Consider the following 20,823-nt stretch of genomic DNA (forward strand, 5'->3'; position numbering starts at 1 on the left):
CAGGGCCCATCTTACTGGGCCTTGTTCTTGGTCTTGCCGCAGCGTTTGCAGCGATAACAGGTGACCAGGCCACCCTGCTGGCTATCGAAGGGGGTGTCATTGATCACCTCCCACTTGTGATGGTTGCTACGACACAGGCTGTTGCCTTTGTGCTTCTCTTTTAAGCTTGGGCGTTTGAACGCGATCACATCTCCCATCTCGGCCTCTCCTCGCTGTCTATGTCTGGCAGTATATCGTTTTTGTCACAGAAAAATGATTAAGAATGTCACCTATCAAGGTCAACTTATCACCTAGCTGGAGGATAAGTCGCGCCATATAATAAACTTTTAATGAATGATTATAGACTCGGCTGGTATGTTTAGCTGACTGATAAAAATAGCTGTAAAGAAGAATAACAGGAGTACAGGAATGACCGATTTATCCACCGCTGCGGCACAATTTGAGTATGCCGGCCAAGATATCCCATGGGCGCTGAATCACTGGGCTGAGCATCGCCCAGAACACCCTTTTTTCATCTGGGAGCCACGCGACGGCAAGGATCAGAGTTGGAGTTATAAGCGCTTTAACGACGAGGTCGGCCAAATTGCGGGCGGCCTTGTCGCCAAGGGAGTGGTCAAGGGCGACAAGGTATTAATTCACTGTGGCAACAGCCCTGAAATGGTGCTGGCCTGGTATGCCTGTGCCAAAATTGGTGCCGTCGGTGTGACAACCAATACCCGCTGCGTGGGGGGTGAGATTGCCTACTTTGCCGATCATACGGGCGCTGTCGGCGCTGTGACTCAGCCTCAATATGCGCAGCAGGTGGCTGATAATGCCAAAAACCTGCAGTGGCTTGTGGTCACTGAAGATAATTCGGGTGAGCCAGCCACCGCTGAGCAGGCCCATGACTTTCCGGTCTTTGCCAGCCTCTTTGGCGATGCCAGTATTGTGCCAGAGCGTCCGGCAGAACCGATGTTACCCGCGGGCATTATGTTTACCTCGGGGACAACCAGCCTGCCGAAGGCGGTGGTGCACACCCATGCCAACGCGATGTGGTCGGGTAAGATGGGCGCCTCCTCGATGGACTTTGGTCAGGATGATAAATACCTCGCCTTCCTGCCTTATTTTCATGTTAATGCACAGAGCTGGGCTTTCTGGGGTGCCCTCGGTAATGGTGCCACCGCGGTGTTGCAGCCCAAGTTTTCTGCCAGCCGTTTTTGGGATGTAATTGAAAAACACCAAATTACCCACTGTTCGATGATACCGTTTGTGTTTAAGGCAATTGGCGCCCAGCCAGTGCCAGAAAACCATACTTTGCGTGTTATCCCTATGGGGATTATCTGGAAAGAAATTGGTGGTTGGTTGGGTTGTCAGCCGTTCGCCAGCTGGGGCATGACGGAGACCGTCACCCACGCAACACGCTCTGACTTCACCCACGATTGGCAGCAGCACTCGATTGGTAAGCCAACACCGGGCTATCAACTGGCCATCGTCAATGAGGAGACCGGCCAGCCATGTGGCATCGGTGAGATTGGTGAACTCTGGGTCAAGGGGACCCGCGGTATTCACATCTTTCTCGAATATTACAATAACGAAGAGGCTAATAAGAAAGCCTTTACCGACGACGGCTGGTTTAAGACCGGCGATATGGTGCGCATGGGTGAAGAGGGCGACTTCTTCTTCTGTGACCGTGATAAAGACGCACTAAAAGTTGGCGGTGAAAATGTCTCGGCTCGTCAGGTTGAAGAGGTTTGCATGCAGGTGCCGGGTATTGGTGAGATTGCCATTGTTGCCCGAGCTGACGAGATGCTCGATATGGTGCCAGTCGGCTTTTTGATCAAAGGCTTTGGTGCGCCAGAGAATGATGAGGAATTCTGTCAGCAAATTATCGATCACTGTAAGGCAAACTTAGCCGATTTTAAGGTGCCCCGAGCCATTCATGTGGTAGAGGAGTTCCCCCGAGCGGCACTTGAAAAAGTAGCAAAAAATAAACTGCGCGAGATGGCTGATGAATTAGGTTAAGTGATGGCTTTCTTTATCAGTAAGTAAAAAGCCAGCAGTATTGCTGGCTTTTTATCGATAGCATTAGTTTTAATATTTAGCGGTTAAGTAAAGGGATGCACCCTGATAGGCCCAGGCGAGGTCGCCACGAAAAAAGCTGATGTCTGATTGAATATCTAAATCTAACATCGAAATAGAGGCGCCAAGTCCCCAGTATTGAGTGAAATAATATTCACTACTTAGGCTGACGCTGGTCATATGGCCATAAAAGCTGTCGAGCGATAAATCAAAGTATTGAATATTTCCTTTGAGATACCAACTCGGTAAAACGCGATAACTGACAAAGCCATTGAGCGTCGGTAGAGGGACATCAACATCGCCGCTGTTTTTGTAGTTGGCATTAAAGGCCTTGCCGCCTCGCCCTTGAGACTCAGAGCTAATGAAGCCGCTGGCGCTGATGCTAAGATCGATTTGCATCCAGTAAAGGCCTACGCCCGCTCCCATTTCAAGATCTTCAGATTGGTAGATGCTATAGAGATAGCTGAGATCATAAATCGTTGTGTCGTAATTGGCTTTTGTGTCAGCGCCTGCGGAAATAGTATCGCCGTCAAAATAAATATCGTTGGACAGTTTGGCTGAGCTGGTTCGGTCAGCTGGCAGGTAGTCAAAAAGAATGCGATGGCGAGGCGCGAAGCGCCAGTAGGCAGAAAAATTAGCTAAATTTATTTCTTCATCAAATTTAAGATCATCTTCTATATCGATGGGGCGGTCGACAATGCTGTTGACGGCGTCAAGGTCCAGACTCGAGTCAAAGGTGGTGACAGAGGCGCCCAGGCTCAGCGAAAAACGTTCACTAAACGCTGTCTCGGCATGTGAATTATTGATGCTGGTTATAGTCGTTGCCAGTACCCCCCAAATAAATAAATGCATGCTTTTCATCAATAATCCTATATTGCATCGAGCGGCACAGCGGTGGCGTGCTCAGCTGTTTTAGCCAGTGATATGTCAGCAGCTGTCTAGGCGATAGCTCCACGAGTTTTTATTGTTATATATCGTCTCATCAGAAACTGTAGCGTTAAACGTTGACGCTGACAATGCTGGCAGCAACACACCAGGCGACCACTATCAAAGGCGATAGCTTGTAAACAGTGAACAGGCCAAAAGCGACAATGGCAATGGCTAGGTCAATAGGGTTGATGATTGAGTTGGTGAAAATAGGTTGGTAAAGCGCTGCTGTTAATACCCCCGCGACGGCGGCATTGACGCCGGCAAGGGCTTGACTGGCGCGGGTTTTTTCGCGATTAACTGCCAGAGTGGCAGTGCCGCTGCAATAAGCAATAAACCTGGAAGGAAAATAGCCAGTGGTGCCAGAGCCGCACCAGCGTATCCACCCTGGTCACCCGGCATTAAGCTGCAGAGGTAGGCGGCAAAAGAAAACATCGGGCCAGGCACCGCGTGAGCAACGAAAGCAAGAGCGACAATTTTCAGGCCATGAATCGCAGCCTGGCTTATATCGTTAGCAAGATAGGGCAGCAGTTGCGAGAGAACGACTAACAATACAGCAGAGGGAAGAGTAAAGGGGATAAACGCAGCAATGGCGACGGGCCAGCCTGCTCTAGCCAAACCCAGTCTGAAGCCTAGCTGGCTGCTGCCGGTCCTGGTAGAAACTGACAAATGCCATTAACTGGGCATATTGCTCCTCGCTTACCCATTGTTTCTTTTCGACAAGCGTCAATCTGAAGTAACTGAGGTGGGCTACGGGGCCGCCAAAGGATGTCAGACCAAGCAATAAAAAGTGGCAAAAACTTCAAAAACGTTACCACTGTGTTTGACCGTAATGATGTCGCTCATATTGTTTCTCGAATTTAGTTATCTCCAAATAAAGCGATCGAATCGGGGTGGTAGTGTATGAACAAAATCTGACGATTTGATGAATTATAGAAGAATAATGCGGTGGTTAAGGCTTTGCTATGATATATATTTTAACGGAAATCAATCGTCATCATCACAGTAGATATTAGAATGCGTATTGTTATCTTAATGACTATTTTCTGGCTGCCCTCTGTGTGGGGCGCACCCTCTGCCAGTGTTAAACACTCGCTCAACCGTGCAGAGACAGCGGGCAAGGCAGCGGAGACCTTGGTTTTACCCTATGCCTTTTCCACTGAATCGATGGGTTTGAATATTGGCATTGGAGGGATGGCCAGCGGTTATTATCAAGAGCAGATGACGGCGGGTTTAACAGCTTATGGTGGCGAGGTCAGCAGGGCTGTTGGTGGCGGCATATGGAATTATCGTCTGCCGGGTACAGACCGGCTATATTTTAGCATCTATGGCATGTCGGGCTACTATCCGGATCAGCGCGCCTACAGCGCTACCCGGCAGGACTATGTCCCCGCCGGACAGCCGATGCCTGGAGGTAACGATTCGTCGGTGGACGATTTTATTCAGGCCGATGGAGTCTCCAACTGGTGGTCAATGAAACTTGAGTTCTCGCTGCCGATAGGGGCTACCAGAGAGCAAGGAGTGGTGCACTATGAGACGCGCAATGGACTATTAACCTCTGAGCCCAGTGGTGGCGATCAGTGGAACCCTCTCGCCAGCGGCTCTTCCGTCTTGGTTTTAAAGCAGTTTAATCGCTACCAAAGCTTTGAACAGCAGGGGCGAACCCTCGACGGAGCTGTCCATGCCGTTGAGTTCGGTTTGCTATATGATAATACTGATTTTTCTGTCAATCCATCGAAGGGTAGCCGGCAATATATTGCTGTCACCCATGATGCGGGTTGGCTGGAGTCTGATCAGAAATGGACGGTGGTTGAGTTTGAGGCCAGCAAGTATTTCTCGTTTGGTGAATCTGGCTATGCCCATCAGCGTATTTTGGCGCTCAATTTTTGGACCGCCTATTCGCCCACATGGCAGCTGAATTATAACGAGGACGGGGGGCGAATTGTCGATGGCGGGGCGCCTTATAATGAGGGTGCAACGCTCGGCGGCTTTTATCGCATGCGAGGTTACGATCAAAACCGCTTTCACGACAAGGCATCTATTTATGGTGCTGCAGAATATCGTTACACATTAAAATATAACCCGATCAGGAATATTGAATGGCTGCGTTTTGTAAAGTTGGATTGGTTTCAGCTTGTTGGCTTTGTCGAGGCTGGTCGGGTGGCGCCACAATATACTGTTAACGCGCTGTTGAGTGATGTGAAAACAGATGCGGGTATATCTTTGCGGGCGATGACGGCCGGTATCGTGGTACGTAGCGATGTTGCATATTCTGACGAGGGCGGCAACCTTTGGTTGATGGTCGACCACCCGTTTTAACCGGCTGTCAGTCCAGTCTTTCCATGTCGTCTTCGCTGGGGTTGGCCTGATTGATTTCTTGGTCGGGCATCGCCTGGCGTTCAGATTTTTTCTTCTTTTGTTCGTCTTCTTCGGCACTGGCTGCATCGTTGCTTTCATAAATAGCCGTGGCTGGCTTACTGGGGGGAGCCTGTTCGCTGTGTTTGCCTGAGCAGCCAATAATCAATGCGCCAACCAGCGCAGCAGCAATAATATATCGAATGTTTTTCATCAAAAACCTTATTGTTTGGTGGCAAGTTTGAGTTGATTAATAGCCCAATTAAATACTGGGCTGTCTGCCAGCGCAATAGTATTGAGTGGCTGATAGTGAATATCCTCAAAAAAAGGAGAGGCCTTGATCAGCTGATGATAAAAAAACTCACTCTCATCACAGTCTCTTAAAATGGAGGCGAAGCGCAGTGCGTTACGCGCCACACTCCATTGGTACGGTTCGGCCGCGAGCAGGGCGCGGCTGCTGTTGAAAAAGTCTGCCTGCTGCAAATACGGTGTTAATAACTTTGCATCATCGCGCTGGTTCTTGTCCAAGGCATTTAGATAACAGGCTAAAATGTTTTGCCGAAGTTTAAAGAGGTTGTTGGCACCGAGTTGTTGCTCGGTCGATGGGTGGGTAATCACCATGTCGATGGCTGCTTGGTAGTGTCGAATGGCCTCGCTCTGACATTGCGCAAGCATCTTTTGCCGGCGGCTGTCGCGCAACTCGGCAATTTGATCAAAATAACTGTTGGCTAAAATCCACTGCAGCCGAACACGGTCCAGCGTCTCGGTCCAATCCTCGGCATCAATCAAGCGATGCAACAGCAATTGCATATCCTGCCGCTCAGCACGGCTTTGCTGGCGATTATAAATCCTCAGCAGAGCCTCGCTGTGGCGGCTGAAGGGGGAGGGGAAATAACGCTGATGCAGTGAGTCTATTGCCTGCTCAATCGCTTGAGTACTGGCCCGGTGTGGCTGTTTATAGTGTTTTTTCAGTGTTTTCTCGTCAACACCGGATGGGTAGACTCGATCGAGCTCGGTTAAGAACTGGTCCCATGTCCAAGGCATTGATTTTAAGCGGTTAACCTTGTTGAAAATAGAGGCCATATCACAGATTCCACGATAAAAGAAGACCAATCGATGGTTGAGGTTACCTAATCGTTACATGGCTGGCCCTGTATTGTCTATGGCATTCACTCAATAGATTCTTTCCGCGAGGTATTGCAATGACAGCGAAACAACAACATCACATCCACCCACTGACACTCAAGCTGCTGAGCATTGCTGTGGTCACCGTAGTCATTGGCGGCTGCTCATTGAATAGCGAGCAGGAGCCGCAGGCAACACCGGTTACTCTGCCTGCTATTATCCCAGAGGAGCTGCGACAGCGGCGTGTTATGCAAAAGCGCGAGCAAGCCGACAGCGCCGTAGCAGTTTCGTATCAGGCTCGGCCACAGATCGGCGTCATGCCGCCTAACTATCGGCCACCGACGGCCTCGCAAGATACGTATGCCGATGTTTCGGCGAGTCAGATATACAGTACTCTCCGTCAACCGTTGAGCACTTTTAGTATCGATGTCGACACTGCCAGTTATGCTAATACTCGACGCTATATCATGGCCAACCAACTGCCGCCAGAAGGGGCGGTAAGGGCAGAGGAGATGATCAATTATTTTAATTATCAATTTCAGTTTCAGGCGCAGCCTGATCATGATCAATCGCCTTTTACCTCTCGCTATGAAATTGGGAAGAGTCCGTGGAATAGCGATAGACAGTTACTGACCGTCACTCTTGATACAGAGACCTTACAAACAGCACACAAGCCTAGTAACTTAGTATTTTTGTTAGACGTGTCGGGCTCGATGAGCAGCCCCGATAAGTTGCCTCTGGTTAAGCGTTCGTTGAAGATGCTGAGCGAGCAGCTAAACAAGGAAGACAGCGTTGCTATTGTTGTCTATGCTGGCGCTGCAGGTGTTGTATTAGAGCCTACTGCCGCCGATGATGGTGCAGCCATTAGCCAGGCTTTAGACAAGCTCAACGCCGGCGGTTCGACCAACGGTGGCGAAGGTATAGAACAGGCCTATGCCCTGGCGCAGCAAGCTTATATTGAGGGCGGCAATAACCGGGTAATTCTGGCCACCGATGGTGATTTTAATGTTGGTATCAATGACACCGAACAGCTAAAGGAACTGATTCAGCAATCGGCTAAGAGTGGTATTCAACTGACGACTCTGGGTTTTGGTCGAGGTAATTACAACGATGAAATGATGGAGGAGATCAGTAATTGGGGTGATGGTAATGCCGCATATATTGATACCTTGCTAGAGGCTAGAAAGGTGCTGGTCGAGCAGCTGGGTAGCACGCTGCAAACTGTCGCCTCCGATGTTAAAATTCAAATGGAGTTTAATCCACAGGTAGTCAGTGAGTATCGTCTAATTGGTTATCAAAATAGGAAATTGGCCGATGAAGACTTCACTAACGATAAGGTTGATGCGGGCGAGGTTGGTGCCGGTCATCAGGTGACAGCCGTTTATGAGTTAACCATGGTGGGCAGCAACCAGCCCTGGTTGCCAGAGCTTAAATATGCCCCGGTGCCGCAGCAATTATCATACAATGTCAGTGAGTATGGTCATTTAAAAGTACGTTATAAAAAACCAGGTGAAGATCAATCTCAGCCAGTCAATTTTCCACTGTCTGTTAAGACCGATGAGGGGAATAGTAAGGATTTTATTTTCGCCTCATCAGTTGCCGGTTTTGCAGAGCTGCTGTGCTGCGATAAATACCTGATTGACTATGATTTTGCTAAGAGTGAGGCGGGCGCAAGACAGGGGCGGGGCTTGGATGTTCATGGCTATCGCGCTGACTTCATTCGTCTGGTACAGCAGGCGGGTTTGGTGAACGCAACCAAGTAGCATCGATGTTAATAATAAAAAGGCCTCGATTCAGAGGCCTTTTTTGTTATCCCTTTTTAAAAATATCCATCAAATTCTCAACCACAATACGTTTTAGACTTTCTATTTGCAGTTCTGATAAGTGCGATAGTTTGCTCACATCGATGGTGTGCAAATGCAGTGAGGGGACGCGTTTTTCGTATTCGCGCAAATCACCTTTGATAATGACCGGCAAGAAAAAATCGCCACGGTTATGGAACTGTTTAATAATATCGAGCAGGCCAGCTTTAAACGGTTTTTCTCGGCTGCTGACCAGGCCAAATCGACAGGGGATTTTCATAAACAAGCCGGTTTCACCGGTGCATTCACCAGGGTAAAGGTATATGCCGCTGTCGACGATGGCCTCCTTTGGAATGTTGTGAAAGCTGTCATGGGTGGCTAATTGGTTGGGCAGCACAGAGATTTCATAATCACTGTTGTTTGGAATCAACAGTTGATAATTACTGTATATGGTTTTAACAAAGCTGGAATACACACACAACCTGTTTTCAAAGCGGTATAAGAACTCTATCGCTTCCGTGCGATTGGTGATGGCATGCAAATCCCAAAGTAACTCACCGTCTCTTTCGATAACGTCAAGGTCATAGGCAGCAGTATCCATGGCGGGCTTCCTTTAGCAGTATATGTTGCGATTATTTAGTAATAACTGTGTGCTTTGAGGATCTATTGCAGGATACTTGCCAACTTTAGAAAACGATTTGTTGCAGAGCGGTATCGCCAACCATATCGCCACTTTGTGACATGGTTGGCAAAAAAGGTGACCTAAATTGTCACTTTGTGTGATTTTAAGCCTGATTACTGGTGGTGTATTCTTTGCGCGGGGATTTCTTCGCCTGCTCTAATAGTAGGGCGGTAATACAGAGACCGGTGGTTGTGAGTTCGAAGAAAAGTGCTGCCATATTGTAGTCGTCGACACCGTGTATTATCAGACCAAAAAGTCGGGTAAAGCCGAGACTCCCAAGGGTGATAAGAGTTACCCATAGCCCGTGATAGCGCAGCTCATCGTTGAAGGCGGCGATTAAATAAATAATGCCCAGCCCCATTTCTAGACCGCCATACATGGCGACGATTTCGACTGTGCTGCCACCGATGCCATATTGGTAGCCAATATATTCAGCGGGCAGTTGTGGTGCGACGGCGCAGAGTAAGCCATAGCTGAAAAAAATAAGTCCTGTGAACGTGAGTAAAAATTTTGAAAAAAACATACGACCTCCTGTGTATTATTATTTTTATAAACTGGCCACATAGTAAGCAGTTGGTCTGAGAAGGTAAAGCGTTGTTGGCTATTCTTGTTATGGGGCTAACAAAATGAGCAGCCATAAAAAAAACCGGCCTCGGCCGGTTTTTAAAGCACATTTCTTTTTAAGCGGAGCTTAGAAAGAGTATTGCGCCAGGAAGTTGACGGTAGAGCCCTTGCCATCTTCAAGACGCTCGCCGTTATCTAGGTCGAGTGCGTTTTTCATGTGGCTGTTTTCACCGTACAGGTATTCAGCACCGAACTTCATGTTGGTATCGGCCTGCCAGAACACGCTGGCGCCCATGTAGCTAGAGTCGGTAACAGTTGCATTGCTGTCTGTTAGTTGAGACTGGTTTAAGCCTTCGTTATCGATATCGATATACGAGTAGTAAACACTGCCGCTGATGGTTTCGGTGAGGCTCTGGTTGTAGGCAACAGTCCAACCGCTGGTGGCAATGGTTTCAGCTTTGCCGTCAACAACAGCGTAGCTGTAGCCGTCCATGCCGTTTAGCGCATAGATGTATTCGTTAGAGCCATCAGAGTACGAGTAGCTGGCGGCGATGCTGCCGTTCCAAGGCATGTTGATACTGGTGCCGATCTGCGCGGCGTAGCCGTCGATGCGTGAGCTGCTATCTAGCTCGGCAGTGTTAGTGCGTGCGCTGGTGTAGGCGCCAGACAGGGCAATGTGACCCCAGTCGCCAGACTGCTTGATGGTGGCAACAACATCTGGACGGTCGCTGTTCAGGCTCTCGATATCAGTGACATCGCCACCGAGGTCAGTGCTTGCTTGAACAAGAGAGGCGGTGTAGCTGAAGCCGCTGTCGAAGTCGGCAGAGTAGGCAATCTGAGCGCGACGGTGGCTGTAGATAGACAGTGGACCCTGGAAGTCGACCTGATCAGCAGGCCACGCCGAAGAATCACCGAAGGTGGTGTCAGTCTGACCGAAGGTGAAGCCGTTGACTTCGAAGAAGGCGTGACGTAGGCGGATGGTATCGACCGCATCAACTTCAACAAAGGTGCGAACGGTACCGAAACGACTGTCGGTTAGAATTTCCATGTTAACGCGAGATTCGCTGGCGCTGAATTCGCTCTGATCACCATTGTTGCTGGCGTTAGGGTCCATAACAACAGGGTTGAAGCCGTTGGTGTAAGCCAGGCCGTTATCGCCGCTGGTCTGGTTAGCCGTTAGGCGAACAAAACCACCAAACTTAACCTTGCTGCCGGCGATTTCCATGGTGTTGTTGTCGGAAGACTTAGCGTTAGTGTTAGATTCTGCAACTTCGGCGCGTAGAGCGTCGATCTGTGCCTGCAGGTCATCAACGCTGGCAGAGGTTGTTTCTTGAGCGAAGGCGCTGTTAGCAGCAACAACGGCTAAAGCGATAGGGGCGATTTGTCTTAACATAGTCAAGTTACCTAGTTTTGGTTACACACAATTACAGCCAAATAACAGAATCATTGGCAGGTATAATTATTCATGTCACTGACTCAGCGACATTAAGTGGAACGAACCTTAGCAGAAGTTGTCCGGTGAAAAACCCGAAGTAGATCAAGAAAAAATTGATCCTCACAAAATGTAAGGAACTTTTAATCAAAATACGAAGATACCGCAGTTTTTTTCGCCCTAAATAAGGCAGTTCACGGAGACAAGGGTAGACGATATAGGGGATTATACCTATAAAATAAAAAAGCACGTCGATGCGGTATGCATTGCGGCAGTAGTGTTATCCGCCGGTGGTGTTCATAAAGCGGACAATTTGGACCTCTTGTTCCAAGTCAAAATAATGTCGCTCAGGTTTGATATCAAGAGAGTCTATAATCGCCTGTTTCAGTACCTTAATGTCGCCGGGGTTGGCGCGTATAATATGGCGTAAGTCGACGGAGTGCTCGTTGCCGAGGCAGAGTAGTAAGCGACCTTCAACAGTGACGCGAACGCGGTTGCAGTCGCCACAGAAATTATGGCTATGGGGGGAAATAAAACCAACTCTGATGCTCTCTCCGGCGAGGGAGAAGTAACGACTGGGGCCTGCAGTGGTGGCTGTGATCTCCGTCAGTGGGTACTGTTGAGCAATGATTTCTTGGATATCATCGCTGGAGCAGAAGCTAAGAGCGCGGTCGTGTTCGCTGATGTTGCCCAGCGGCATCTCTTCGATAAACGAGATGTCGACCCCCTTGCTAATGGCAAAATTAACCAGGTCGAGGATTTCGTCGTCGTTGCGTCCCTTGAGTACCACGGCATTGAGTTTGATGCGGCTAAAGCCCGCTGCAATGGCAGCATCGATACCGGCGATGACCGTGTCGAGGTTGCCGGTACGGGTAAGCTCCTTAAACTTGTCGGCCTTGAGGGTATCGAGACTGATGTTAATACGGCTGACACCGGCTTCGACCAGCGGTTTTGCCATATTAGTGAGTTGCGAGCCATTGCTGGTGAGGTTGAGCTCTTGCAGCCCATCGAGGTCGCCCAGTTGCTGGAACAGAGTAATTACGTTTTTTCGAATCAGTGGCTCACCGCCGGTGAGGCGTATTTTTTTGACTCCGAGCTCGGTAAAGGCGCGGGCGATAAAGGCCATTTCCTCAAGGGTTAACACCTGCTCACGGGGTAAAAATGTCATCTCTTCAGCCATGCAGTAGACACAGCGAAAATCACATCGGTCGGTGACCGACATGCGGACATAGTCAACTCGGCGGTTGAATTTGTCGATCAACGATGTGGGCATAGAGCTGGTCATAATCGTGTCGGCCTCGGGCGGTAACGGGCTTGAGAAAAAGTGTGCCAGTGATGATAACGGAAAGTTAATAAAGCCAATATAGCATAGCGCAATATTTTCTGGCTTATTCTTCGGTATCGGCGTCGTCCGTTTTACTTTTTTGTGTTTTGATCATTCTACCGGCCAAAATTCCCACCTCAAAAAGAAACCAGACCGGGATGGCAAGCAGGCTTTGGCTGATGATGTCTGGCGGGGTTAACAGCATGCCAATGACAAAGCATCCGACGACGACATAGGGGCGTTTAGCCGCCAAGTTGTCGCTGGTAGTAACACCAGTCCATATCAGTAAAATAGTGGCAATGGGGATTTCAAAGGCAACACCGAAGGCAAAAAACAGCTTTAATATAAAGTTTAGATAGCTGTTGATATCGGTCATGATGCTGACGCCTTCCGGTGCAATACTGGTAAAGAAGCCAAATATAAGCGGGAAAACAACGTAATAGGCGAAGGCGATACCGGCGTAAAAAAGTAACACACTGGAAACCAGCAATGGAATAGCAATGCGCTTTTCGTGTTTGTACATACCGGGGGCAATAAACGCCCAGGCTTGAAACAGAATAAATGGCACGGCCAGAAACACTGCCAATACCCCGGTTAGCTTGAAGGGGGTAAGAAACGGTGAGGCCACATCGGTGGCAATCATCGTCGCGCCCTCGGGGAGTAGTGCCCGCAGCGGCTCCGATACATAGGTGTAGATATCATTGGCAAAGCTAAACAGGCAGGCAAACAGGATTAATACTGCGAGAATGATATAAAGCAGCCTGTTGCGGAGTTCTAATAGGTGGGCTATCAGCGGTTGTGCTTGGTCGGTGCCGTTATTACTCATGGATTATCTTTTGTTGCCGGTTTTGCGGTGAGGTTATCATCAGCCGTCGCTTGGTTATCGATTCGTTCGGCGGTTGATTTTTTAGTCACGGCTTGTTCGTCCGCCGCCGTATCGCTACTGGCCTCGGTGGAAGAGTGAAGGTCGAACTCCATGCTTTTTAAACTGGCGCGAATATCGTCAAGGCTGGCATCGGCGTCATTTTTGCCTTTATCGAGTTGCTGCATAATCGATTCGTTATGAATTTGCTGGCGAATCTCGTCGGCATCGAGCTCTTTTTCGATCTGATCTTTGACCTGGTTAAACATGCTGCGAATTTTTCCAAGCCAGCGACTGGTCGTCCGCACGGCATGTGGCAGACGCTCTGGCCCGAGGACAACCAGAGCGATCACGCCAATCATCAGCAGTTCGGTAAAGCCAATATCGAACACAGATTATTCGCCTTTTTTGCCATTGTTATCGGCTGCGGCCGCTTCTTCTTCACCGCTGACTTTTTGTTCCGGCGCCTGGGTCTTGCTCTCTTCGTCGATAGCAGCCTTAGCCTCCTCGTCGGTCATGGCCTTTTTAAAGCCTTTGATTGCTCCGCCAAGGTCGCCACCGATGTTCTTCAGTCGCTTGGTGCCGAATAACAACAAAACAATGACCAAAACAATTAATAACTGCCAAATACTGATGCCACCTAAACCCATAATACTGTCCTTTTGCGTTATTTAGTTGTGCTACGAGCTGCTTTTTCATCCAGCCCAGAAAGGTTAAAACGTCGTTGTAATTCTTTCAATACAGCGGTTGAATCGACGCCAAGATGCGATAGTGCCACCAGGGTATGAAACCATAAATCGGCGGTTTCATAGACAACATCACTGTTGTCACCGCTGGTTTCGGCATCTTTGGCGGCAAGAATAGTCTCGGTACACTCTTCGCCGACTTTTTCTAATATTTTATTTAGCCCCTTGCTATGCAGCGAGGCGACATAAGAGCTGTCGGCGTCGGCCTGTTTACGGGCAATTAATACTTGGTCTAATTGTGCTAATACATTATCCATGACTTTTGTCGCCTGTTAACTACTTGTTATAGATGCTATTTGGGTCTTTGACAACAGGGTCGACTGACTGCCACTGACCCTCTTCATAGCGCCGATAAAAACAGCTCCGCCTGCCGGTATGGCAGGCGATGTCGCCAAGTTGTTCCACTTTCAGCAGAATGACATCGGCATCGCAGTCGAGGCGCAGTTCATGGAGTCGTTGAATATGGCCAGACTCTTCACCCTTGCGCCACAGTTTTTGGCGTGATCGTGACCAGTAAATGGCGCGATTTTCATCGACGGTTAATTGCAGCGACTCCCGGTTCATCCAGGCCATCATGAGGATCTCACCGGTCTGGTAGTCCTGGGCAATGGCGGCAATCAGGCCGTCTTCTGTCCACTGTATATCTTCGAGCAAGGTATGGTTCATAATCACTATAATTCTTTAATAAATAACTTCTTTTCAAATATCATAATATACGACAATTATGACGGTAAATAGTCAATATTGTTGTTAGCGCCTCAGCAAACAGATCGCGGCAATAAGTAGCAGGGCGGCACTGGCTGTCGGCAGTTGGCTGAGTTGTTGCATCAGCGCTGGCTGACTGATGATGACGGCCCCGGCAACCGCTAGCAGGGCAATAGCGCCACGTCTGCGGGTACGGGCCTGCTGCTGTTGGAGACGCCTGAGGGTTTGCTGTTGTTCGCGCTGTGAGTCGGCCAGCTGCGCCAACTTCGGAGCCTGTTGTAGTGATTCAATCATCATATCGGGTACTTTAGGAAGCTTTTCCAGCCAGCTGGGTGCCCGCTTCATTGTCTCTTTCAACAGAGTTTTGGGGCTGTAGTTCTGCTTTAACCAGTCTTCCAAATAGGGTTTAGCGGTCTGCCAGAGGTCAAGTTCAGGGTAGAGTTGGCGGCCAAGCCCTTCAATATGCAGCAATGTTTTCTGTAGTAATACGAGTGAGGGCTGTACCTCCATTTCGAAGCGCCGGGCTGTTTGGAATAAATACAACAGTAGCTCGGCAAAGGAAATTTCACCCAGCGGCTTTTCAAAGATTGGCTCACAGGCGGCCCGAATAGCACCTTCAAAGTCTTGTACACGAGTGTGCGCCGGTACCCAGCCGCATTCAACGTGTAGCTCGGCTACCTCGCGATACTGCTGTTGGAATATGGCCAGCAGGTTGCGGGCGAGGTAGTGGCGATCAAAGTCGCTGAGGCTGCCCATAATGGCACAGTCAATGGCAATATAGGACGGGTTGTCGGCTTGGCTGCCGTCGATAAAAATATTGCCGGGATGCATGTCTGCATGGAAAAAATTGTCGCGAAAAACCTGGGTGAAAAAGATCTCTACGCCGCGTTCGGCGAGCAATTTTAGATTGAGTTTTTTCGCCTGCATAGTCGCAATATCGGACAGTGCAATTCCGTATATGCGCTCCATAACCATGACGGTGGGGCGGCAGTGTTGCCAGTACACCACGGGCACATAAAGAGAATCCGAGTCGGCGAAATTACGTCTGAGTTGCGAGGTGTTAGCGGCCTCGCGCTGGAGATCTAACTCGTCGAAAATGGTGTGCTTGTATTCTTCTACCACGTCGACGGGGCGTAGACGTTTACCGTCGGGTAGGTAGCGTGCAATGAGAGCGGCGAGTTTGAACATCAGCGCAATATCGCTGCTGATGACCTGTTCTATCTCGGGCCGGACAACCTTGACCACGACCTCCTGTCCGTCTTTTAACGTGGCGGTATGGACTTGGGCAATCGAGGCGGAGGCGAGCGCTGTTGGCTCAAAGCTGGCAAAGATGTTGTCGACCTTGTCGTCGAGTGCCGATTCAATAATAGCGATGGCTTGGTCGCTGCCAAAGGGGGGGACCTTATCTTGCAGCAGCGCCAACTCATCAACAATATCCTGCGGTAGGATGTCGCCTCGGGTCGATAGCATTTGACCAAATTTGATGAAAATAGGGCCGAGCTCAATCAGTGCTAGACGGATGCGCTCGCCGCGGCTGAGGTCGGGCTGAGGAATCAGTCGCAGGGGGGATAGGGTGAAGATGAGACGAAGCGCCACCGGCAGACGATGCTTGGGAATCAATATGTCTAAGCGGTAGCGGGCGGTTACCCAAATGATAGTCAGTAAACGTAACAGGGTTTTCACCGGTAATTTCCTATTTTTGGTGCTTATTGTTTCGCTAGCTTACTGGCGAGTCGGTCGACTCTTGCCTGCAGTCTCTCGGTGCTATTGGCGAGCTTCCCGACCTGTTGATAAAAGTCTTCGAGTTCTGCCTTGGGTGGGCTTAGTCGTCCTTCTTCGAGAATATAATCGCTGGTTTGACGCTGCAGGTTTTGCTGTAGTTTGCGGCCAAAGTTGAAGCCGCCACGCAAGATAGAGCCAACGGTATTAGCGGCCATGTCAGCGACGCTGCTGCCGCCAAGTGCCTGGCTGATCGCCGCCTCCCAATCGATGTCGAGCTCTTTCAAAATGCCCTGTAGCTGCATCAAAGGGGCGCTGTCGCCGGTGAGGGTGATGTCGCCGTTGATTAATGCAGAGGCTGCGTCGTCGGCGCTGACGAGCTGAACAAACTCACTGGCACTACCGCGCAGGTGGGTATCGACCACGCCGTCGTTAAAACCCCGAAGAGAGAGATAATCGGCTTCGGGACAGAGGAAGAAATCGAGTGAGGGCTGGGTGATTTCAATATGGAAAACCCGCTGATCGAGCTCCGCCAGTGCACCTTGGGTACCGGGGTCGAAGCGCAGGGCAACATTGATTGCCTGTTCTAGTGCGGCCAGACCGGCGGTATGGATGGTGGGGTGGATAATCAAGGTTTCACGCCCTTGTGCAGCGCAACAATACCACCGGTCATATTGTAAAATTCAGTCATTGCAAAGCCGGCGTCATCCATCATTTCTTTCAGCGTTTGCTGGTCGGGGTGCATGCGTATACTCTCGGCCAAATACTGATAGCTGTCGGCATCATCGGTAATCAGCTTGCCCATCTTCGGCAGTAGTTTAAACGAATAGTTATCGTAGGCCTTAGACAGTAATTCATTCTCAGGTTTAGAGAATTCCAGAACTAATAATCGGCCACCAGGCTTTAACACCCGCAACATCGACCGCAGTGCCTTATCTTTGTCGGTAACATTACGCAGGCCGAAGGCAATGGTAATGCAGTCGAAGTGGTTGTCTGGGAACGGCAGATATTGGGCGTCAGCTTGGACGTAATTAATGTTGCTGCAAACACCGCGGTCGATCAGTTTGTCGCGGCCGACCTTGAGCATCGAATCGTTGATGTCAGCCAGTACAACCTCACCCGTAGGGCCAACAAGACGGGAGAACTTAGCGGCTAGATCGCCGGTACCGCCGGCGATGTCGAGCACCCTATGACCGCGTCGAACGCCACTGACTTCGATGGTAAAGCGCTTCCATATCCGGTGCACGCCGCCGCTCATTAAATCGTTCATCAAGTCATACTTGGCGGCAACTGAGTGGAATACGCCGGCGACTAGGCCAGCCTTCTCTTCATTGTTGACGGTTTTATAACCAAAGTGGGTTGTTTTGTTATCGCTCATGGCAGCTACGGGGTCACTGTTGCAAAAATTATGGGGACTATTGTATCGCAATACGCCGCTATTAATAGACGTCGGTGGGCTTTATCGCCGTGGCTGAGTCAATTTTGCCACGGTTGTTGGGCCGGCGTCAGTGAATCGTGCCCTTTAGCCGGCATAATCGGTGGGGTTTAGTTACCTAAACGAATCACCTGGGTGTCAGCGTCACGGCTTTGACCGGCTTCTGCCAAACGTGCCAAATAATCCTGCCACTTCTCCGCTTGCTCGACCGAGAGTTCGTATAGGTAGGCCCAAGAATACAGGCCGGAGTTATGACCGTCGTCGAAGTGTAGCTGTACCGCATAGTTGCCAACAGGCACTATTTGTTGGATCTCGACGTCCCGCTTGCCGAATTGCAAGACCTCAGCACCGACACCGTGTCCCTGCACTTCGGCAGAGGGTGAGTGCACACGAAGATACTCCGCCGGCAGGCTATATTCCATCGGCTGGTTGCCGCCATAGCTGAGCACCAGCAGCTTCGACTTCTTTTTATAATTAATATTGCTGGGGATGTGGCTGGGGTTCATTGTTGCTCCTGTGGGTAGAATGAGACGGCATAAAAAAAGGTTATCGCCGAAGACAATAACCTTTTTTACCCTACCGCAGCACGGTTAGCAAACGCTGTTGCTGAAGGCTGCTGAGCGGATCTCGCTGACGTGTTGCTGTGATGGCTTAAATATCGTCAGCGCTGAGCAGCGGATAGTTAGCCGGGTAGCCGGTCTGCGCAACGCCGGTGTCTATGGCGGCCTGTGCAACCGCGGCGCTGACCAGGCCGAGTAAACGGCTATCCATTGGTTTTGGGATGATGTAGTCGCGCCCGTAGCTCAGGCTGTCAACGTTACAGGCCTCGAGTACCACTTGAGGGACTTCCTGCTTGGCCAAGTCTTTTATCGCGTGTACTGCGGCAATCTTCATTTCTTCGTTGATGGCGGTGGCACGAACATCGAGGGCGCCGCGGAAGATGAAGGGGAAGCCGAGGACGTTGTTTACCTGGTTGGGGAAGTCTGAACGGCCAGTCGCCATGATTAAGTCGTCGCGAGTGCTGCGGGCCAGCGCCGGTGCAATTTCCGGATCTGGGTTTGAGCAGGCAAAGACGACTGGGTTTGGTGCCATTGAAGCCAATAGTTCGGCAGACAATAGGTTTGGGCCCGATAATCCAACAAAGGCATCGGCATCTTTACAGGCGTCTGCAAGCGTGCGGTCGGTGGTGTCGCTGGCAAACTCGGCCTTGTACTGGTTGACACCGTCACGGCCCTTGTAGATAACGCCCTTGCGGTCTAGCATGCGGATGTTGTCGGTTTGCACACCGACACTGACCAGTAAGCGCATGCAGGCAATCGCTGCTGCGCCAGCACCGAGGCAGACAATCTTGGCGTCAGCAACGGTTTTACCTTGGATTTCTAGGGCGTTTAACATGCCGGCTGCGGTTACGATGGCGGTACCGTGTTGGTCGTCATGAAACACCGGGATGTCGCAGGCTTCGATTAACTGCTTTTCGATCTCGAAGCATTCGGGTGCTTTGATGTCTTCGAGGTTGATGCCGCCAAATGTAGAGGCAATGTTCTTAACTGTGCGAATGAACTCATCTTGATCTTCGGTATCCACTTCGATATCGATTGAATCAACGCCGGCAAAGCGCTTAAAGAGTAGGCTCTTGCCCTCCATTACTGGCTTGCTGGCTAAGGCGCCAAGGTTACCGAGGCCGAGAATGGCGGTGCCGTTTGAGATGACGGCAACCAGGTTGCCCTTGGCGGTATATTTGTATGCGTCTTCTGGGTTTTCAGCGATGGCGCGTACGGGCTCAGCAACACCGGGGCTGTAGGCAAGGGCTAGGTCGTCTTGGGTGGCCGACGCGGTGGTTAGCGCCAGGCCAACTTTACCAGGCTTGGGGAAGGCGTGATAATCGAGAGCGGCTTGTTTTTTATCTGACATTATTTGTACCTTAAAAATCTTGGTTTAATGTAACCGCTATAAATTGATAGGCAGTGTTTTGTGCTGCCTTGGGGCTTACGTTGAGCTGTTCTCACTCTGACGCGCCCTGCTATTGCAAATTATAGCGTGCAAATTCTTGGTCATGGCAATGGTTAACAACCAAGGCTTCGCCACGTTTTCTGTGATGGGCGGTAACCGCGATACAGAAACCCCGTAGGCGACAGATTATAAACTGTTGGCCGGTGTTGTTGGCGTTAAAATAGTGCATATCAGCGAGTCTGATATTACTGCTAATTTTAAGCCTGCCTGGTTGTGGCGCCAATGGGAGCCACGGGAATAAGAAAGAAATAGTCAGCGACGGTTCTGGTCTCCCCAGCGCTGAATATGTTGTTATCTTTCTTTGCCTATCAATGGTCGCTGGGCGAGTCACGGATGGCTAAATTTGTGCCTGCTGTCACCGGGGGTTATCGCCCGATCTGATAGCTGGTCTGTATCGTGCACTACGCCGGTGACACGATAAAGGCTCAATGTGCCTGTTCTTGATCAAAAAAGCTAGTGCCGGTTTTGATCATTATTGCACAACGGCGAACTTATTCGTCTATTTGGGGGTAAAGCCCAAAAACATTAAGCCAATTGTAGCGGCCGAACTTGAAAAGTCGTGTCACTGTCGCGGTTTGTGGCGTCAGTGAGTGCTTGCCTGCAATTGAGCCAAAAAAAAGCACTAGCGAGAATATCGGTAGTGCTTTTTTACTATGACATGGCCGTGGCCATGTCACCGTGTTCTGATCGCTATTAAGAGCGAGTAGAACGTGAGCTGAAGCGCTTCTTGAAGCGATCAACACGGCCACCGGTGCTGGCTTCTTTCTGCTTACCGGTATAGAACGGGTGACAGCTAGAGCAAACATCAACGTGTAGCTCTTTGCCTAGTGTTGACTTGGTTTCGATGACGTTGCCACAGCTGCAGGTAGCAGTGATGGCTTGGTAATTTGGGTGAATACCTTCTTTCATGGTCGCAATCCTATTTTTGGAGGAGCCGCCACTCAAGCTTTCTCGAGCACCGCACCAACAGGGCGTGAATAAATTTTAAGTGTGTCAAAAACACAGGAGGCCGGATTCTACCAAAATAATCGGCGGAGGCAAGCGTCAATTGAATTTTGTGCGCTATTAGTTTCTGTG

The 20,823-nt window shown here is 50.0% G+C and carries 25 protein-coding genes; 3 read left to right on the forward strand and 22 right to left on the reverse strand.

Features of this window, described 5'->3' with window-relative positions; all coding sequences use genetic code 11:
• Window positions 1-11: 11 nt before the first annotated feature.
• Window positions 12-197 (reverse strand): hypothetical protein, encoded by a 186-nt coding sequence (locus L9P87_RS09625; RefSeq protein WP_237444523.1) that lies wholly within the window; start codon window positions 195-197, stop codon window positions 12-14.
• Window positions 198-408: 211 nt separating this feature from the next.
• Here L9P87_RS09625 and L9P87_RS09630 point away from each other — a divergent pair, with 211 nt between their 5' ends.
• Window positions 409-2,001: a class I adenylate-forming enzyme family protein gene (locus L9P87_RS09630; protein ID WP_237444524.1), complete on the forward strand. Its 1,593-nt coding sequence runs from the start codon at window positions 409-411 to the stop codon at window positions 1,999-2,001.
• A gap of 69 nt (window positions 2,002-2,070) precedes the next feature.
• Here the strand turns inward: L9P87_RS09630 and L9P87_RS09635 are convergent, their stop codons facing one another.
• From L9P87_RS09635 to L9P87_RS09650, 4 genes are all read right to left on the reverse strand, one after another.
• On the reverse strand, window positions 2,071-2,919 hold the full coding sequence (locus L9P87_RS09635; RefSeq protein WP_237444525.1) for a hypothetical protein: 849 nt from the start codon (window positions 2,917-2,919) through the stop codon (window positions 2,071-2,073).
• A 136-nt stretch (window positions 2,920-3,055) separates the two neighbouring features.
• A complete protein-coding gene (locus L9P87_RS09640; RefSeq protein WP_354001897.1) occupies window positions 3,056-3,319 on the reverse strand; it encodes a chromate transporter in 264 nt (87 codons plus the stop codon).
• A complete protein-coding gene (locus tag L9P87_RS09645) occupies window positions 3,217-3,654 on the reverse strand; it encodes a chromate transporter (protein ID WP_237444526.1) in 438 nt (145 codons plus the stop codon). The genes L9P87_RS09640 and L9P87_RS09645 overlap by 103 nt, the downstream gene beginning before the upstream one ends.
• Window positions 3,596-3,769 (reverse strand): chromate transporter, encoded by a 174-nt coding sequence (locus L9P87_RS09650; RefSeq protein WP_237444527.1) that lies wholly within the window; start codon window positions 3,767-3,769, stop codon window positions 3,596-3,598. Before L9P87_RS09650 ends, L9P87_RS09645 begins: the two co-directional genes overlap by 59 nt.
• Before the next feature lie 233 nt (window positions 3,770-4,002).
• Here L9P87_RS09650 and L9P87_RS09655 point away from each other — a divergent pair, with 233 nt between their 5' ends.
• Window positions 4,003-5,304: a BamA/TamA family outer membrane protein gene (locus L9P87_RS09655; RefSeq protein WP_237444528.1), complete on the forward strand. Its 1,302-nt coding sequence runs from the start codon at window positions 4,003-4,005 to the stop codon at window positions 5,302-5,304.
• A 7-nt stretch (window positions 5,305-5,311) separates the two neighbouring features.
• On the opposite strand, the gene L9P87_RS09660 is transcribed toward L9P87_RS09655, so the two are convergent.
• Both L9P87_RS09660 and L9P87_RS09665 read right to left on the reverse strand, forming a co-directional pair.
• Window positions 5,312-5,554 (reverse strand): hypothetical protein, encoded by a 243-nt coding sequence (locus L9P87_RS09660; protein ID WP_237444529.1) that lies wholly within the window; start codon window positions 5,552-5,554, stop codon window positions 5,312-5,314.
• 8 nt (window positions 5,555-5,562) lie between these two features.
• Complete coding sequence (locus tag L9P87_RS09665; protein WP_237444530.1) at window positions 5,563-6,423, reverse strand: hypothetical protein; 861 nt, start codon at window positions 6,421-6,423, stop codon at window positions 5,563-5,565.
• A gap of 119 nt (window positions 6,424-6,542) precedes the next feature.
• Between L9P87_RS09665 and L9P87_RS09670 the strand changes: the two genes are divergently transcribed.
• Window positions 6,543-8,228 carry a vWA domain-containing protein gene (locus L9P87_RS09670; protein ID WP_237444531.1) on the forward strand — a complete coding sequence of 562 codons (1,686 nt, stop codon included), beginning with the start codon at window positions 6,543-6,545 and terminating at the stop codon, window positions 8,226-8,228.
• 46 nt (window positions 8,229-8,274) lie between these two features.
• Here L9P87_RS09670 and L9P87_RS09675 read toward each other — a convergent pair whose 3' ends face one another.
• The 15 genes from L9P87_RS09675 to rpmE form a co-directional block, all read right to left on the reverse strand.
• On the reverse strand, window positions 8,275-8,868 hold the full coding sequence (locus L9P87_RS09675) for a hypothetical protein (RefSeq protein WP_237444532.1): 594 nt from the start codon (window positions 8,866-8,868) through the stop codon (window positions 8,275-8,277).
• Between the two features lie 184 nt (window positions 8,869-9,052).
• Entirely contained in the window at window positions 9,053-9,472 is a 420-nt protein-coding gene (locus L9P87_RS09680; protein ID WP_237444533.1) for a DUF4345 family protein, read from the reverse strand.
• Between the two features lie 168 nt (window positions 9,473-9,640).
• Window positions 9,641-10,906: a porin gene (locus tag L9P87_RS09685; RefSeq protein ID WP_237444534.1), complete on the reverse strand. Its 1,266-nt coding sequence runs from the start codon at window positions 10,904-10,906 to the stop codon at window positions 9,641-9,643.
• A 319-nt stretch (window positions 10,907-11,225) separates the two neighbouring features.
• Window positions 11,226-12,230, reverse strand: a complete 1,005-nt coding sequence (gene moaA / locus L9P87_RS09690; RefSeq protein WP_237444535.1) for a GTP 3',8-cyclase MoaA — start codon at window positions 12,228-12,230, stop codon at window positions 11,226-11,228.
• A gap of 103 nt (window positions 12,231-12,333) precedes the next feature.
• The gene (gene tatC / locus L9P87_RS09695) at window positions 12,334-13,095 is read right to left on the reverse strand and encodes a twin-arginine translocase subunit TatC (RefSeq protein WP_237444536.1); all 762 of its coding nucleotides are present in this window, start codon (window positions 13,093-13,095) and stop codon (window positions 12,334-12,336) included.
• On the reverse strand, window positions 13,092-13,523 hold the full coding sequence (gene tatB, locus L9P87_RS09700) for a Sec-independent protein translocase protein TatB (RefSeq protein ID WP_237444537.1): 432 nt from the start codon (window positions 13,521-13,523) through the stop codon (window positions 13,092-13,094). The genes tatC and tatB overlap by 4 nt, the downstream gene beginning before the upstream one ends.
• A 3-nt stretch (window positions 13,524-13,526) precedes the next feature.
• Window positions 13,527-13,781, reverse strand: a complete 255-nt coding sequence (tatA, locus tag L9P87_RS09705; RefSeq protein WP_237444538.1) for a Sec-independent protein translocase subunit TatA — start codon at window positions 13,779-13,781, stop codon at window positions 13,527-13,529.
• Window positions 13,782-13,798: 17 nt separating this feature from the next.
• Window positions 13,799-14,134: a phosphoribosyl-ATP diphosphatase gene (locus tag L9P87_RS09710; RefSeq protein ID WP_237444539.1), complete on the reverse strand. Its 336-nt coding sequence runs from the start codon at window positions 14,132-14,134 to the stop codon at window positions 13,799-13,801.
• A gap of 19 nt (window positions 14,135-14,153) precedes the next feature.
• Complete coding sequence (gene hisI / locus L9P87_RS09715) at window positions 14,154-14,543, reverse strand: phosphoribosyl-AMP cyclohydrolase (protein WP_237444540.1); 390 nt, start codon at window positions 14,541-14,543, stop codon at window positions 14,154-14,156.
• Window positions 14,544-14,627: 84 nt separating this feature from the next.
• The gene (gene ubiB / locus L9P87_RS09720; protein ID WP_237444541.1) at window positions 14,628-16,265 is read right to left on the reverse strand and encodes a ubiquinone biosynthesis regulatory protein kinase UbiB; all 1,638 of its coding nucleotides are present in this window, start codon (window positions 16,263-16,265) and stop codon (window positions 14,628-14,630) included.
• A gap of 23 nt (window positions 16,266-16,288) precedes the next feature.
• On the reverse strand, window positions 16,289-16,933 hold the full coding sequence (locus tag L9P87_RS09725) for a ubiquinone biosynthesis accessory factor UbiJ (protein WP_237444542.1): 645 nt from the start codon (window positions 16,931-16,933) through the stop codon (window positions 16,289-16,291).
• Window positions 16,930-17,679, reverse strand: a complete 750-nt coding sequence (gene ubiE, locus L9P87_RS09730) for a bifunctional demethylmenaquinone methyltransferase/2-methoxy-6-polyprenyl-1,4-benzoquinol methylase UbiE (protein WP_237444543.1) — start codon at window positions 17,677-17,679, stop codon at window positions 16,930-16,932. Before ubiE ends, L9P87_RS09725 begins: the two co-directional genes overlap by 4 nt.
• Window positions 17,680-17,846: 167 nt before the next feature.
• The gene (locus tag L9P87_RS09735; protein ID WP_237444544.1) at window positions 17,847-18,242 is read right to left on the reverse strand and encodes a gamma-butyrobetaine hydroxylase family protein; all 396 of its coding nucleotides are present in this window, start codon (window positions 18,240-18,242) and stop codon (window positions 17,847-17,849) included.
• 145 nt (window positions 18,243-18,387) lie between these two features.
• Window positions 18,388-19,650 carry a malic enzyme-like NAD(P)-binding protein gene (locus tag L9P87_RS09740; RefSeq protein ID WP_435531797.1) on the reverse strand — a complete coding sequence of 421 codons (1,263 nt, stop codon included), beginning with the start codon at window positions 19,648-19,650 and terminating at the stop codon, window positions 18,388-18,390.
• Window positions 19,651-20,439: 789 nt separating this feature from the next.
• Window positions 20,440-20,655 carry a 50S ribosomal protein L31 gene (gene rpmE, locus L9P87_RS09745; RefSeq protein WP_237444546.1) on the reverse strand — a complete coding sequence of 72 codons (216 nt, stop codon included), beginning with the start codon at window positions 20,653-20,655 and terminating at the stop codon, window positions 20,440-20,442.
• Window positions 20,656-20,823: the final 168 nt, after the last annotated feature.

It is taken from the genome of Sinobacterium norvegicum (genome assembly GCF_923077115.1).
In the GTDB taxonomy this organism is placed as follows: Bacteria; Pseudomonadota; Gammaproteobacteria; order Pseudomonadales; family Sinobacteriaceae; genus Sinobacterium; species Sinobacterium norvegicum.

Excerpts from the sequence above, each read along its gene's own strand:
- L9P87_RS09670 (WP_237444531.1), top strand. The coding sequence starts at position 6,543 with ATGACAGCGAAACAACAACATCACATCCACCCACTGACACTCAAGCTG.
- L9P87_RS09630 (WP_237444524.1), top strand. The coding sequence starts at position 409 with ATGACCGATTTATCCACCGCTGCGGCACAATTTGAGTATGCCGGCCAA.
- L9P87_RS09665 (WP_237444530.1), bottom strand. The coding sequence starts at position 6,423 with ATGGCCTCTATTTTCAACAAGGTTAACCGCTTAAAATCAATGCCTTGG.
- L9P87_RS09655 (WP_237444528.1), top strand. The coding sequence starts at position 4,003 with ATGCGTATTGTTATCTTAATGACTATTTTCTGGCTGCCCTCTGTGTGG.
- L9P87_RS09635 (WP_237444525.1), bottom strand. The coding sequence starts at position 2,919 with ATGAAAAGCATGCATTTATTTATTTGGGGGGTACTGGCAACGACTATA.
- L9P87_RS09625 (WP_237444523.1), bottom strand. The coding sequence starts at position 197 with ATGGGAGATGTGATCGCGTTCAAACGCCCAAGCTTAAAAGAGAAGCAC.
- tatA (WP_237444538.1), bottom strand. The coding sequence starts at position 13,781 with ATGGGTTTAGGTGGCATCAGTATTTGGCAGTTATTAATTGTTTTGGTC.
- L9P87_RS09675 (WP_237444532.1), bottom strand. The coding sequence starts at position 8,868 with ATGGATACTGCTGCCTATGACCTTGACGTTATCGAAAGAGACGGTGAG.
- rpmE (WP_237444546.1), bottom strand. The coding sequence starts at position 20,655 with ATGAAAGAAGGTATTCACCCAAATTACCAAGCCATCACTGCTACCTGC.
- hisI (WP_237444540.1), bottom strand. The coding sequence starts at position 14,543 with ATGAACCATACCTTGCTCGAAGATATACAGTGGACAGAAGACGGCCTG.
- ubiE (WP_237444543.1), bottom strand. The coding sequence starts at position 17,679 with ATGAGCGATAACAAAACAACCCACTTTGGTTATAAAACCGTCAACAAT.
- L9P87_RS09710 (WP_237444539.1), bottom strand. The coding sequence starts at position 14,134 with ATGGATAATGTATTAGCACAATTAGACCAAGTATTAATTGCCCGTAAA.
- L9P87_RS09660 (WP_237444529.1), bottom strand. The coding sequence starts at position 5,554 with ATGAAAAACATTCGATATATTATTGCTGCTGCGCTGGTTGGCGCATTG.
- moaA (WP_237444535.1), bottom strand. The coding sequence starts at position 12,230 with ATGACCAGCTCTATGCCCACATCGTTGATCGACAAATTCAACCGCCGA.
- L9P87_RS09685 (WP_237444534.1), bottom strand. The coding sequence starts at position 10,906 with ATGTTAAGACAAATCGCCCCTATCGCTTTAGCCGTTGTTGCTGCTAAC.
- L9P87_RS09680 (WP_237444533.1), bottom strand. The coding sequence starts at position 9,472 with ATGTTTTTTTCAAAATTTTTACTCACGTTCACAGGACTTATTTTTTTC.
- tatC (WP_237444536.1), bottom strand. The coding sequence starts at position 13,095 with ATGAGTAATAACGGCACCGACCAAGCACAACCGCTGATAGCCCACCTA.
- L9P87_RS09735 (WP_237444544.1), bottom strand. The coding sequence starts at position 18,242 with ATGAACCCCAGCCACATCCCCAGCAATATTAATTATAAAAAGAAGTCG.